We start from the raw sequence: 13,811 nt of genomic DNA on the forward strand, positions 1-13,811 counted from the left end.
GCCTCCAGTGGAGGCCCGTTTGTTGTGTGCGAGCGCGGCGTCAACCCTTGCGCGGTTTTGACCCCGGCAGGGGCGCCGCCGGCTGGCGGTAATCGGCATAGGGGAAGATGTTGCGAAAACGCTGGGCCACCGGCTCGGGGATGGAGCGGGAGAAGACCAGCTTGACGCCGTCTCCGTCACGCTGACCCAGAATGCGGCCCCGCACCGTCTCGTGGCGCAGTATCTGCCTGGCATGCTCAATGAACGCGGGAGACAGCTTGCCCCGCTTGACCACCAGCTTGCCCGGCGCAAGCCGGATCTCGAACAGGGCGCCCCGTCCCAGCTTCATCAACCACCAGATCAGGGCAATCGCCACCAACAAGGATAACCAGGCCATCTATTTCCCTCCTAACGACTCGATATCCGCGCGCAGATCAGGCCATCTCGTGCCCTCCCGGTCGCGCCATGGCTGCCAGTATAGGCCGCCATTGCCCCCGATTGTTTGGCGGGGATCACAGCCACAGCGTCATTTGAGCGCCACTCAGCAATCCTTGCCCCAGGCCACCAGCGTCTCGCGATAGAGTGCCAGCAGCGCCTGATCCCGCACCGCCACCCCGACCTGCTGGGCACGATAATCGGCCCAGCCGTCGTGGGGATGGGACTTGCCATCGAATTTCTGCAGGGTGTGACCGATGGCGGGCCCCTCGTTGATGACCCGTACCGGCCCTTCCCGCAGGGTGAACAGGGTCGGATCTATCACGTAGGCGATGGCGGACGGGTCGTGCACGTGGCAGCCGTCGAGCCCGATCCGCTCCGAGTAGAAGCGCAGATAGAAGCGGCTCACATCCCACAGGAAGCGGCCCGGTTCCCCCGCGTCATCGCGCAGCGCATCCAGATAGGCGCTGCTGAAGAAGCTCTGCTGGGTCACGTCCAGCCCTATGATCACTACGGGCCAGTCGGCGGTAAACACCCGATCGGCGGCATCGGGATCGTCGTGAATGTTGGCCTCGGCATAGGGGGTCACGTTGCCGCGATGGCCGTTGACGCCAAAGGCGCCCCCCATCACCACCACCTGCTTCACCAGGCTGGTGATCTCCGGCGCCTCCTGCAGTGCCAGCGCCAGGTTGGTGAGCGGGCCTATGGTGACCAGGGTGATCTCGCCAGGCGCGGCCTTCACCGCCTCGACGATATATTGCCAGGCGGGTCTGGGATCCGCCGTGATGGTCACCTCCCCCGCCTCCACGTCCCCCAGTCCACTCGGGCCGTGCACGACCGTGGTCGGCCCCACCGGCTCGCGGCGCAGCGGGGCCACGGCTCCCTTGGCCACATCCGCCTTCATGCCATATTTCTGCTTGAGCCAGAGCGCGTTGCGGGTGCCGTTGTCTATGGTGGCATTGCCAAACACTGTGGTGATGGCTAGCAGCTCGATGGCGGGGTGCGCCTCGGCAAACAGTATTGCCATGGCGTCGTCGATACCGGGATCCGTATCCAGAATGATTTTGTGGGCCATGGGGCCTCCAGACAGCAAGAGAGTTGCCAGTGTAGCGACCTCCCGTCCGTTTAACAGCGCAGGGATCACAGCCTGAGGGTTTCCCCCGACCCGGCCCCGTCGAGTGGCGGCATTTTGAGCAGGCCGGCTGGCAGACGGGCCAATGCGCCTAAATAGTGGCCAACCGGACGAACGCGAGGCGCCGCCGCCTTGTGAGCCGGCCTGGGGGATGGTATCACTTGGCCTCATTGCCCCTTCTCTCACTCCACTGCCGAGGCGCCATAGTGATCACCCTGATTAAAGAGTCTGACCAGCTGAAGATGCCCTGGAAGAACAAGCAGGGCACCACAGCCCAGATCCTCATCGCCCCCAAGGGCGCCACCCTGGACAAGCTCGACTTTGACTACCGGCTGAGCTCGGCCCCCATCAAGGCCGCCGGCCCCTTCTCCAAATTTCCCGGCTATCAACGCATCCTGCTGCCCATCAGCGGCGCCGGCTTCGTGCTCAACGGCCACCCCTATGCCACCTTAGAGGCGGCCCACTTCAGCGGAGACGATGAGACCCACTGCGAGCTGCTGAAAAAAGAGGTGACGGATCTGGGGCTCATCTACGATCCCGCGCGCATCAGCGCCAACGTGCGGGTGCTCAATCTGCCCTTCCCGCTTAGCCTCAGTCTGGATACAGACAAAACCTACCTCTGCCACCTGCTGAGCGGCCAGCTCGACGTTGAGGGCCAAGCCGTCGCGGTCAACGAGACGCTGGTGGTGACGGGGGAAGAGAGCATAAAACTGGAGTGCCAGAAGAAGACGGCCATCGCCTTCTTTACCTTACAATCAATTATTTAATAAATTTAACCTTTGGGGCCATGGTCAAAAAACACTCCACCATATTGAATATTATTAATGGTGGAGTAATATGGATCTCTCTATGTTTTTGTGATGAGAGATCCTATGCAATACACATTTGATGGGTTTGAAACACCACCTGAACTCACCACTGAAGAAGAAAAAAGCAATCAACAACTTCAGAAAAGAATGAGAGATATTCTAGAAGAATTTCAATATGTTGAAGATAATCATCTATCGACACACAAAACATTCAAGTCTAGAGTGCCTTATGAAGATCTCTATGGACTTAAAGCCATAAGTGCTTTTGTAATTAACCACCCAGTTGATGGATTAACTCGAATAGAGCCTCATCAACAACAAGTCTCCGGCTCTGTTGACCGCAAATTTCCTTTCTTTTTACAAAGTGCGTATAAAGCCCCCGAACCAAATGTCATTATTTTAATCGAAGGCCAAGGCCATAAAAAGGCCGCCTTCGAATGGTTAAAATCTGAATCAGCCAAATACACCACCAAAAATATCAAATGCTATGACTTGGCAGAATTCGCACTTTGGCTCTGACCTCTTAGATCAGCGCTTGGGGGCGCGGCCCCCGCTGTCGAGACAGGCCTGCATGCTGTCGTAGGGAACATAATGCTTGGTGCGGCTGTAGTAGGTGCCGCCCTGGGGGTGGCAGATACCGTTGCGGCTCTTCTTGACCGGGGGCTCTGCCGCCAGCGCCAGGGCGCACACCAGCAGCAGGCAACAGCTGACCACCCATTTGACTGCTCTCATCACCCACATCCATTCTGAGTCTGGGGTGACAGGCCCCGCTTGCGGCCTATTTTATCCCGTCCAGGACGCGGCCACTCCTCGCCAGATCACGAAATGCACCATTCATTCAATCGCTTGGCTCGTCAGCACAGCGCGATCGACACCAGGTATCCGCATCATAAAAAAAGCCGGGGCAGCCCGGCTTTTTTCTTCATGACCACCCGACAAGCGGCTTAACCGACCTTGAAGGTGCCCTTCATCATGGCGAAGTGGCCGGGGAAGGAGCAGAAGAAGGTGAGGTCTTTGCCGGCTAGGCCGTCGGTCTTGAAGGTGACGCTGGCGCTCTCGCCACCACCCACCAGCTTGGTGTGGGCCAGCACGCGCGGATCATCCTTGGGCAGGTAGTTGTTGTCGGCACCGGCACTCATGCCTGCGGTGGCCACGGCCTGATAGTCGGCGGTATTCGCCAGCGCCCAGTTGTGGCCCATGGCGGTCACCGGCATCTTGCCGGTGTGATTGAGGGTCACGGTCACCTCTTTGCAGGTGGCAGGTACGCTCATCTCTTTGAGGTTGTACTGCATGGCATCATTGCCTTCGATGACCAACGCGCACTCATCGGCCAGAGCCGGGGCAGCCAGGGTACTCAGAAACAGCAGGGTAATCGCCTTTTTCATCATCCTCTCCTTTGATTGGCAATAGATGGCAACACGATTGCCTGCAGGCTGGCGCCGGACTGGCAAAGATGCTGTCAAAATCGACCTTATTCTACTCAAATGTAGTCAATCGGCTATGGCTTTAGCGCAAAGCTGCGGGTCAGGTCACCAGATTGACCATGTTCACAGCAGACGCTGAACCTGAATGGATACGCATCAACCCCTCTCCCGGCCCACCCCTGTTTAATTTTCTCCCGTCATTTTCCACACGGCCACTCGCCAGCCGCCAGCCGCTTGGCTAAGCTGGCGGCCCATGGCACCAGGCCCTGTTCAAGATAGAGATATTGCTTATGTCGTTTCCCCCGGTATTGGCCCTGCGCGGCCTCTTGCTGACCCTGATACTGGCGCTGACCGCCTGCCAGCCTGCACCGACCCAGACCCGCATTCAGGGCAAGACAATGGGTACCTATTATGTGGTGACTGTGAGCGATCCCTTCCCGGGGGGCGAGCCTGCGCTGCAACAGGAGGTCGATGCCCTGCTGGTACGCATGAATCACGAGATCTCCACCTACGACCCGAACTCCCTCATCTCCCGCTTCAATCAGGGCAGCGGCCAGCCCCCCATGGCCATTCCCGCCACCATGGCCAAAATAGTTCAGCAGGGTATCGACGCCGGGCACCTCACCGCAGGCAAGCTGGACGTCACAGTGGGGCCGCTGGTCAACCTGTGGGGATTCGGCCCGGACAAGCGCCCGCTCAAGCGGCCAGATGCCGGGCAAATTGCCGCAGCCCGCCTCAAGGTAGGCATAGACAAGCTGAGCCTGACGCCGGAGGGGGATCACTTCCTGCTCGGCAAGACAATCCCGGCGCTCTACCTCGATCTCTCCACCCTGGGTGAGGGGGCCGCCTCGGACGAGATAGCCGGCCTGCTCGAGAGCAAGGGGGTACACAACTACCTGATCGAAGTGGCCGGTGCCGTGCGCAGCAAGGGCCACAACGGCAAGGGCAACCCCTGGCGGGTGGCCATAGTCGAGCCGTCCGATCAACCGGGGGCCTTCTCGGACGTGGTGAGCCCGAACGGCATGGCGCTCAGCACCGCCGGCAATTATCGCAACTATTACGAGCTCGATGGCCAGCGCTACTCCCACATCATAGATCCCGCCACGGGCGCGCCTGTGACCCACAAACTGGTCTCCGCCAGCGTGATCACCCCGACCGCACTGGAAGCCGATGCCCTCGACACGGCGCTCATGGTGATGGGGCCCGAGCAGGCCATGGCGTTTGCCAGGGAGCACCAACTGGCCGTCTACCTTATCGTCAAGACGGAGCAGGGCTTTCGGGCCGACTACAGCCCGCAATTTGCCCCCTATCTGGTGCAGAAAAAACCATGAATAACGGGGCTTTGCCGAAAAACAGGGTACCCACCCCATGTTCAATTGCCTGTCTGCGCGCTTTGGTGGCACACTTCTGTTATCCGCCCGTAGCGCCCTGACCCAGACAGATGCAGACACCGGAACCCGAGCCAGAAAAAAAAGCCCCGCCCAAGCCCAAGCGCATTCTGCTGGTCAACGAACAGCGATCCTTTCAGGTGATGATGAAGGCGATGCTGATCAACATCGGCATCAGTCGCATCACCTATGTCAATTCGGCCGAGGAGGCCAGACGTCGCTGTCAGAAAGAGACCTTTGACATCTACCTGCTCGATTACGAACTGGGGGTCGGCGAGAACGGCCGCCAGTTGCTGGAGAGCCTGCGGGATCAGAAGCTCATTCCCCCCCAGAGCGTGGTGATCATGGTGAGCGGCGACAGCTCCCGCGCCATGGTGTTGAGCGCGCTGGAGGCCGAGCCCGACGAATACCTGATGAAGCCCTTCTCCCAGGAGCAGTTCTCGTTTCGTCTCAAACGCGCCCTCGCCCGTCGCCTGGCGCTGGAGAGCGTCTTCATCGCCCTCGCCCAGGACGATCTGCCCACCCTGCTGGCCGCCTGCGCCGAACGGGCCGATGCGGTGCCGCGCTTTGCCAACTTCTGCCGCTGCCTGCAGGCCGATACCCAGCTCAAGCTGGGGCAGGCCAAGGAGGCGCGCAGCCTGATGCGCCAGCTGCTGGCCGGCCAGGAGAACAGCTGGGCCCGGCTGACCCTGGGCAAGGCGTGCCATACGCTCGGACTTAATGAGGAGGCGGTGAGCCACCTGCAGGCGACCCTCAAGAACACCCCGCTGATGGTGGAGGCCCACCTCTGGCTGGCGGAATCCCAGCTGGCGCTCGGCAATGACGAACAGGCCCAGCAGGAGCTCAGACGGGCGGTGGACATCTCCCCCCAGTCGGTGCAGCTCTCCCGCCGGCTGGCGGAGGTGTGCCTGCTGCGCCACGACTACGCCCAGGCCAAGGACGTGCTGCTGTCGCTCATCGACTTGTCGCGCAACTCCATCCATCGTACCCCCCACTATCTGGGGGCCTATATCCAGGCGCTGACCCTGTACGCCCTCAACAGCAACGACATCTACCACATAGCCAACCTGCAAAAGCAGGTGAATTCGGCCCTCTCGCGCATTCGCGATTCGCTGATGATGTCGGAGTTCAACTACCCGGTGTTCGAGCAGATTTGCCAAGCCAGGGTGCAGATCGCCCTGGGCGAGCTGCTCAAGGGCAAGAAGATGCTCTATCGCGCCAACCAGAACTGGCTCGATCAGCCGGGCACCATGCCCCCCAGCCTGCTGGGCGAGACCATACTCGCCCTCTACCAGCTCGGCGAATTCGAATATGCCGAGACGCTGCAGGCGCTGCTGGCGGAGGATGAAGACAGGCTGCTCACCACCTGCATCCAGGCCACCCGCGACGACAAGACGGTGCTCGAGCGCCGCCAGCGTTACCAGCAGCTCAACGAACTGGGCATCAAGGCCTACCAGAGCGGCGAACTGGAGCAGGCCCTGGGCCACTTTCGCGAGGCGCTGCGCCGGGCCCCCGCCAATACAGGTGCCGCCCTCAACAAGATCCAGGTGCTGCTGCAACTGATGCAGAAGAACCGCAAGAGCCCGGAGTTTGGCGCCGAGTGCAAGGAGACCCTGGAGGTGCTGGACGGCATTCCCCTGAACCCGGCACAGCAGGATCGTTTTCGCAAACTGCGTCAGGAGTTTACCCAGCTCAGTTGACCCCGGCCACGGCCCGCTCGCCTATGCTGATACAGACTCGGCGAGGGGAGGAAACAGACGATGGCCATGTGTCGATATCTGGTGGCGGACGGGCGCCACTGCAGCGAGGAGGCGGAGGAGCACGAACTGTGCCGCTGGCACGATCCCCACGCCGATCATCAGAGTCCCCATACCGCTCGCGAGCTGGAGCACTACATCCAGCAAGGGGGTCTGTGCCACGGCCTGCAACTGGCCCGCGCCAACCTGGCCGGCCTCAACCTGGTGAAGAAGGGGGCCCCGCAGGGCTTCTTGCTGGAACAGTGCAACTTCTATCGCGCCAACCTGCAGGGAGCTCACCTCTACGGCATCCGCATCAAGGGCGGCAGCCTGATGAAGGCGGATCTCAGCGAAGCCAACCTGCACTGCGCCGAGCTCGATGACGTCAACCTGCTCGGCATCCGCTGGCACAACACCCGGCTCGACAACCTCAACACAGGCAAACGGCTGATGCAGGAGCGGCGCGGCCGCAAGGAGCGCGATCCCGTGCAGGCCCGCATCTGGCTGAAAGAGGCCGAGGAGACCTACCGGGATCTGCGCAAGGCCTCGGAGGCCCAGGGCATCTTCACCATGTCCGGCCGCTACATACAGCAGGAGCTCACCATGCGCAGGCTGCAGTTGCCGCTCTGGTCGACCCAGCGTTTCACCTCCTGGATCGTCGATCTGTTCTGCGGCTACGGCGAGGCGCCCATGCGGGTGGTGCTCTTCTCCCTGCTGCTCATCTTCATCTGCAGCATCTTCTACTTCTTCTTTGGCCTGAGCTTCAACGGCAACCACCTCATCTACCGGCCAGACGCCCCCCTGGAGCAGAACGCCATCTTCCTGCTCGAGTGCCTCTATTACAGCGTGGTGACCTTCACCACCCTGGGTTACGGGGACTTCACCCCCATAGGCCTGTCACGGCTCTTCGCCGCCTTCGAGGCTTTCACCGGCAGCTTCACGCTGGCGCTGTTCGTGGTGGTGTTCGTCAAGAAGATGACTCGCTAAAAACCTGCCCACGATCTTGCTGCGAGGCCGTGATCAAGGCTCATGTGCTGCTCGGAATCCTCATGTATCCATATACATTCCGGTTCCTGCGCTGCGCTTCACCTTGCTGACAGCCTCTCGCGACAGATCGTGAACAGGTTACCGATAGCCCGGCACCTGAACTTGCATCCAGGGCGGATTCCTAGTCCAATAGCGACTTATAAAAATGACATGAGCATCCCGGACATGAAGATCATCTCTTTCAATATCAATGGCCTGCGCGCCCGTCTTCATCAGCTGCAAGCCATCATCGACAAACACCAGCCAGATGTGATCGGCCTGCAGGAGATCAAGGTGCACGACGAGGCCTTCCCGCTGGCGGATGTGGAGGCCATGGGGTATCACGTGGAGTTCCACGGCCAGAAGGCCCACTACGGGGTGGCCATCATGAGCAAGCAGAAACCGGTCGAGGTGCAAAAAGGCTTCCCCACGGATCCGGAAGATGCCCAGCGCCGCATGATCATGGCCACCTTCAAGCGCGAAGATGGCTCCCTCATCAAGGTGATGAACGGCTACTTCCCCCAGGGCGAGAGCCAGGACCACGAGACCAAGTTCCCGGCCAAGCAGAAGTTCTACGAGGATCTGCAGCACTATCTGGAGACCCACCACACCCCGGACGATCAACTGGTGCTGATCGGCGACGTGAACATCTCCCCCACCGATCTCGACATCGGCATCGGCGAGGCGAACCGCAAGCGCTGGCTGCGGGATGGCAAATGCTCCTTCCTGCCCATAGAGCGGGAATGGATGGAACGGCTGAAAGGGTTCGGCCTGACCGACACCTTCCGCGCCGCCAACCCCACGGAGTGCGAGCGTTTCTCCTGGTTTGATTACCGCTCAAAGGGCTTTGACGAGAATCGCGGCCTGCGCATCGACCTCATCATGGCCTCCAACGCGCTCAAGGACGCTGTGACCGAGACCGGCATCGACTACGAACTGCGCGGCATCGAGAAACCCTCGGACCACGCCCCCATCTGGGCCTGCTTCGCCTGATGACGACAAACAGTGGGGACGTTTGACGCCCCCACTGTGACCCGGCCCCCACTTCCCCGCCCTTTTCCTTCTTATAATGCCCAGCAGACCACCCGTGCCGCGCGCAACGCTTATAGTGAGTGCGTCCGTCACCGGGACACAAGTTGTCGCTGGCTCGCCTCTCTGCCGCCATTGGCACTGATAACTTCCATCCCCGAGCAGCTTGGGTTCAATATTCGTGCTCTATCATGAAAAATTGTCAGTAATCCAATGAGTTGAATTTGTAACCATGCTGTTGATGATGTCAGTTCAGAAGAAAGGTGTGCACGGCGATCGCGATCCATCCAACAGGAGTGTGATGATGAAGGTGCAAAACGTCAGGGAAGATAGGTTCAAGCGTTGTGGAATTGCCCTGGCACTGGCCAGCCTGTTGACCGCCTGTGGCGACGAGCCGACCGCCGGTGCCCAGGCGCTGCCTCCCGTGCCCGTGGTGGTGGCCGAGGTCAAGCTGACCGATGTGCCCCTGACCGCCGAGATGGTGGGTGAAACCGCCGGTTTTCGCGAGATCGATGTCCGCTCCCGGGTGAGCGGCATACTGCTCAAACGTACCTATGTGGAAGGCCAGCCGGTCAGCGCCGGCCAGGAGCTGTTCCTGATCGACCCCGAGCCCTACAAGGTGGCGCTGGAGCAGTCCAGAGGCACACTTGCCCAGGAGCAGGCCCGTCTCAACAAGGCCCGCGCCGATCGGGATCGCATCATCCCCCTGTTCAAACGCCAGGTGGTGAGCCGCAAGGACTATGACGACACCATAGCCAACTACGAAGCCGCCATCGCCAGCCATCAGGCGGCCCAGGCCAAGGTAAAGGAAGCGGATCTCAACCTCAGCTACACCCAGGTCACGGCCCCCATCAACGGCATGGCGAGCAAGAGCTCCCAGTCAGAAGGCAGCCTCATCTCCACCAGCGGCGAAAATGGCCTGCTCACCACCATCACCCAGTTCGACCCGCTCTACGTCAACTTCTCCTACTCGGAGCAGGATCGTCTCAACTTCGAGAACTCGGTGAAAAAGGGATTGATTGAGGCCAGGGATGCCACCAACTGGCGCACCCACATCCGGCTGGCGGACGGCTCCGTCTATCCAGAGGCGGGCAAGCTCAACTTCTCCGACAGCCGGGTCGATCCCCAGACCGGCACCATACGGGCCCGCGCCATCTTCGACAACAAGAAGGGCGCCCTGCTGCCCGGCCAGTTCGTGCGCATGACCATCGATCTGGGGCTGCGCAAGAACGCCATCCTGGTACCGCCGCGGGCCATAGTCCAGTCCCAGGCCGACCGCATGGTGATGGTGGTGGATGCCGACAACAAGGTGGTGCCACGGCCGGTCAAGCTGGGTTCCGTGGTCGACAGCGGCGTGCTGATCGACAGCGGGCTCGCGCCCGGCGAACGCTACATAGTCGAGGGGTTGATGAAGGCCCGTCCCGGTTCCGTGGTCAAGCCGGTTTCGGCCGCCGAGATGAAGGCCATCAGCGCCAATATGGTCAGCCAGGCCGCGGCCAAGTAAGGAGTTCGTATGTTTTCCAAGTTCTTCATCGAACGCCCCATCTTCGCCAGCGTGATCTCCATCATCATAGTGCTGGCTGGATTGGCGGCGATGCGATCCCTGCCCATAGAGCAGTATCCGCAGATAACGCCGCCCGTGGTGTCGGTGACTGCCTTCTACCCGGGCGCCACCCCCGAGGTGATCTCCCAGACGGTGGCCGCGCCACTGGAGCAGCAGATCAACGGCGTGGAGCGGATGCTCTACATGCAGTCCGGTTCGGCCTCCAACGGCCAGATGAACCTCAACATCTATTTCGAGATCGGTACCGATCCGGATCAGGCCACCATCAACGTCAACAACCGGGTCTCGGCCGCCATGGCCCAGCTGCCGGAAGAGGTGAAGAAGCAGGGGGTAACGGTCAAGAAGAAATCGACCTCGATCCTGCAGGTGGTGACCCTGCAATCCCCGGGCGGCACCTTTGACACCACCTATCTGTCGAACTACGCCCTGCTCAACATCATAGATGAGCTCAAGCGCATTCCCGGGGTCGGCGACACCACATTGTTCGGCGGCACAGACTACGCCATGCGCATCTGGCTGCGGCCGGACCGGCTGGCCCAGCTCGAGCTCACCCCGAGCGACGTGATCGGCGCCATCCGCGAGCAGAACACCCAGTTCGCGGCCGGCAAGATAGGCGCCCAGCCCACCACGGCCCCCATCGACTTCACCTACACGGTGCAGACCAAGGGGCGCCTCGAGGATGTGAAAGAGTTCCAGAACATCATCATCCGCTCCATGCCGGACGGCTCGAAAATCCGGGTCAAGGACGTGGCCCGGGTCGAGCTCGGCGGCAAGGACTACGACCTGCTGGCCAAGGCCAACGGCAAACCCGCCATCGGCATCGCCACCTACCTGCAACCGGGCGCCAACGCCGTGGCGGTGGCCGATCAGGTGCATGCCACCATGCTGCGCCTCAAGGAGCGCTTCCCCCAGGACATCGAGTACCAGATCCCCTACGACACCACAGAGTTCGTGAAGATCTCCATCGAGGAGGTGGTGCACACCCTGTTCGAGGCGATCCTGCTGGTGTTCGTGGTGGTCTACCTCTTCCTGCAGAACTTCCGTGCCACCCTGATCCCCTGTATCGCTGTGCCGGTGTCGCTGATCGGCACCTTCGCCGGCATGCTGGTGCTGGGCTTCTCCATCAACCTGCTGACCCTGTTTGGCATGGTGCTCGCCATCGGTATCGTGGTGGATGACGCCATCGTAGTGCTGGAGAACGTCGAGCGGATCATGCAGGAGAAGAAGTGCTCGCCCAAGGAGGCCGCCATCCTCGCCATGCAGGAGGTGTCGGGCCCCGTCATCGCCATCGTGCTGGTGCTGTGCGCCGTCTTCCTGCCGGTCGCCTTCATGGGCGGCATGACGGGGGTCATGTACAAGCAGTTCGCCATCACGGTCGCGGTGTCGGTAGCCATCTCAGGCCTGGTGGCGCTGACCCTGTCACCGGCCCTCTGCGCCGTGTTGCTGAAAGAGGGACACCACAAGCCGGCCCGCTTCTTCGTCTGGTTCAACAACGCCTTCGATGGCCTGACCCGTCGCTACGTGCGCGGGGTGGCCTTCCTCAACCGCCGGGTCGGGGTGGCGTTCACCATCATCGCCTTCATCCTGGTCTCCATCTACGGCTTGCTGCTGAAGGTGCCCGGGGAGCTGGTACCGAACGAAGATCAGGGCTACCTGCTCTCCGCCGTCATGCTGCCGGATGCGGCCTCCCTCACCCGCACCCAGGCGGTGGCGAACGACTTCGACCGGATGGCGATGGCCAACCCCAACGTCAAGGACGTCATCACCTTCTCGGGCTTTGACATCCTCTCCAACGCCATCATCAGCAACAGCGGCATCAGCTTCATCACCCTCAAGGACTGGAGCGAGCGCCAGGGCGCGGGGCAGGACTCCTTCTCCCTGGCCAAGACCTTCCAGGGCATGAGCCTGATGGGGCTGGCGGATGGCTTCGTCGCCTCCTTCAACCCGCCGCCCATCACCGGCATGTCCACCACAGGCGGGCTTGAGGCCTATCTGCAAAACCGCAGCACCGGCAACGCCCAAGCCTTCTCGGCCGAGGTGCAGCGTTTCCTCGAGGCGGCCAAAGAGCGTCCCGAGTTCGCCAGCGTCACCTCCACCTATCGCGCCAACGTGCCCCAGGTCTATCTCGATCTGGATCGCGAGAAGGCCAAGGCGCTGGGGCTGCCCATCAATGCGGTGTTTGACACCATGCAGGCCACCTTCGGTCAGGTCTATGTCAACGACTTCAACCAGTTCGGTCGTACCTACCGGGTGCAGTTGCAGTCAGAGGCGGACTACCGCGCCAAGAAGAGCGACATCCGCAACGTCTATGTGCGCTCCGACAAGGGGGAGATGATACCGCTCAGCAGTCTGGTGACGGTGCGCGATGCCACAGGCCCCGAACTGGTCGAGCGTTTCAACATCTTCCAGGCGGCCAAGATCATGGCGCAGCCGGCGCCGGGCTACAGCTCCGGCCAGGCCATAGCGGCGCTGGAGGCCGTGGCCGACGAGTCCCTCGGCAACGACGCCAAGCTGGAGTGGACCGGCTCCGCCTATCAGGAGAAGGCGGCCGCCGGCAGTGCGGGCACCGCGTTCGGCTTCGGCATAGTGATGATCTTCCTCATCCTGGCCGCCCAGTACGAACGCTGGAGCCTGCCGTTTGCGGTGATAACCGCCGTGCCCTTCGCCCTGTTTGGCGCCCTGCTGGCCACCTGGCTGGTGGGCCTCACCAACAACGTCTACTTCCAGATAGGGCTGGTGACGCTCGTCGGGCTGGCGGCCAAGAACGCCATCCTGATCGTAGAGTTCGCTGTGATGAAGCACGAGGAGGGAATGAGCCTGATCGAGTCGGCGCTGGAGGCGGCGCGGCTGCGTTTTCGCCCCATAGTGATGACCTCGCTCGCCTTCATCCTCGGTTGTGTGCCGCTGGTGACCTCGAGCGGCGCCGGCGCGGCGAGCCGTCACGCCCTCGGCTGGCCGGTCATCGGCGGCATGCTGGCGGCGACCTTCATCGCCATCTTCTTCATCCCGCTCTTCTTCCGCCTCATCATGAAGCGATCGGAGCAACCCCGCGCCCCCGCGCCCCAGCAGAAACAGTGACACAAGCCCCCGCCGATGCGGGGGCTTTTCTATACCTACGCGGCTCATCTGTCGCCCCCTCCTTGTGCTTCCATCTGCGCCTCCCATCCAGGCAACCCCTTACCTCCTCAGGCAAAGCGCAAGCGAGATCACAACCGCGCCGATTGGCTTGTACTCACCTTGACCTTACTCTCAAGGTAAGGTTTACAGTGACCCCAATCATCATCAGGAC

General features: G+C 61.3%; 12 protein-coding genes. 8 read left to right on the plus strand and 4 right to left on the minus strand.

Annotated elements, in window-relative coordinates; translation table 11 throughout:
* Positions 1 to 40 precede the first annotated feature (40 nt).
* Together AACW87_RS11915 and AACW87_RS11920 are read right to left on the minus strand one after the other, a co-directional pair.
* Positions 41 to 376, minus strand: a complete 336-nt coding sequence (locus tag AACW87_RS11915; RefSeq protein ID WP_241325039.1) for a DUF3634 family protein — start codon at positions 374 to 376, stop codon at positions 41 to 43.
* A gap of 144 nt (positions 377 to 520) precedes the next feature.
* A complete protein-coding gene (locus AACW87_RS11920; protein ID WP_043556739.1) occupies positions 521 to 1,489 on the minus strand; it encodes a nucleoside hydrolase in 969 nt (322 codons plus the stop codon).
* 263 nt (positions 1,490 to 1,752) lie between these two features.
* Between AACW87_RS11920 and AACW87_RS11925 the strand changes: the two genes are divergently transcribed.
* Entirely contained in the window at positions 1,753 to 2,313 is a 561-nt protein-coding gene (locus tag AACW87_RS11925; protein ID WP_241325040.1) for a HutD family protein, read from the plus strand.
* A gap of 105 nt (positions 2,314 to 2,418) precedes the next feature.
* Positions 2,419 to 2,874: a PD-(D/E)XK nuclease superfamily protein gene (locus AACW87_RS11930; protein WP_241278370.1), complete on the plus strand. Its 456-nt coding sequence runs from the start codon at positions 2,419 to 2,421 to the stop codon at positions 2,872 to 2,874.
* Positions 2,875 to 2,883: 9 nt separating this feature from the next.
* Here AACW87_RS11930 and AACW87_RS11935 read toward each other — a convergent pair whose 3' ends face one another.
* Positions 2,884 to 3,087 carry a hypothetical protein gene (locus tag AACW87_RS11935; protein WP_043134265.1) on the minus strand — a complete coding sequence of 68 codons (204 nt, stop codon included), beginning with the start codon at positions 3,085 to 3,087 and terminating at the stop codon, positions 2,884 to 2,886.
* A gap of 212 nt (positions 3,088 to 3,299) precedes the next feature.
* Positions 3,300 to 3,740, minus strand: coding sequence for an azurin (azu, locus tag AACW87_RS11940; RefSeq protein ID WP_241325041.1), 441 nt, complete (start codon positions 3,738 to 3,740; stop codon positions 3,300 to 3,302).
* A 329-nt stretch (positions 3,741 to 4,069) separates the two neighbouring features.
* Here azu and AACW87_RS11945 point away from each other — a divergent pair, with 329 nt between their 5' ends.
* From AACW87_RS11945 to AACW87_RS11970, 6 genes are all read left to right on the plus strand, one after another.
* Positions 4,070 to 5,110 carry an FAD:protein FMN transferase gene (locus AACW87_RS11945; protein ID WP_241325042.1) on the plus strand — a complete coding sequence of 347 codons (1,041 nt, stop codon included), beginning with the start codon at positions 4,070 to 4,072 and terminating at the stop codon, positions 5,108 to 5,110.
* A 110-nt stretch (positions 5,111 to 5,220) separates the two neighbouring features.
* Complete coding sequence (locus tag AACW87_RS11950) at positions 5,221 to 6,867, plus strand: tetratricopeptide repeat-containing response regulator (protein ID WP_043134270.1); 1,647 nt, start codon at positions 5,221 to 5,223, stop codon at positions 6,865 to 6,867.
* Positions 6,868 to 6,927: 60 nt separating this feature from the next.
* Positions 6,928 to 7,890 (plus strand): ion channel, encoded by a 963-nt coding sequence (locus tag AACW87_RS11955; protein WP_043134271.1) that lies wholly within the window; start codon positions 6,928 to 6,930, stop codon positions 7,888 to 7,890.
* 225 nt (positions 7,891 to 8,115) lie between these two features.
* Positions 8,116 to 8,922 carry an exodeoxyribonuclease III gene (gene xthA, locus AACW87_RS11960; RefSeq protein WP_042871215.1) on the plus strand — a complete coding sequence of 269 codons (807 nt, stop codon included), beginning with the start codon at positions 8,116 to 8,118 and terminating at the stop codon, positions 8,920 to 8,922.
* Between the two features lie 340 nt (positions 8,923 to 9,262).
* Positions 9,263 to 10,462, plus strand: a complete 1,200-nt coding sequence (locus AACW87_RS11965) for an efflux RND transporter periplasmic adaptor subunit (RefSeq protein WP_103471133.1) — start codon at positions 9,263 to 9,265, stop codon at positions 10,460 to 10,462.
* A 9-nt stretch (positions 10,463 to 10,471) separates the two neighbouring features.
* Positions 10,472 to 13,600, plus strand: a complete 3,129-nt coding sequence (locus AACW87_RS11970) for an efflux RND transporter permease subunit (RefSeq protein WP_241325043.1) — start codon at positions 10,472 to 10,474, stop codon at positions 13,598 to 13,600.
* Positions 13,601 to 13,811 lie beyond the last annotated feature (211 nt).

The organism is Aeromonas sp. MR7, assembly GCF_963899385.1.
Lineage (GTDB): Bacteria > Pseudomonadota > Gammaproteobacteria > Enterobacterales > Aeromonadaceae > Aeromonas > Aeromonas bestiarum.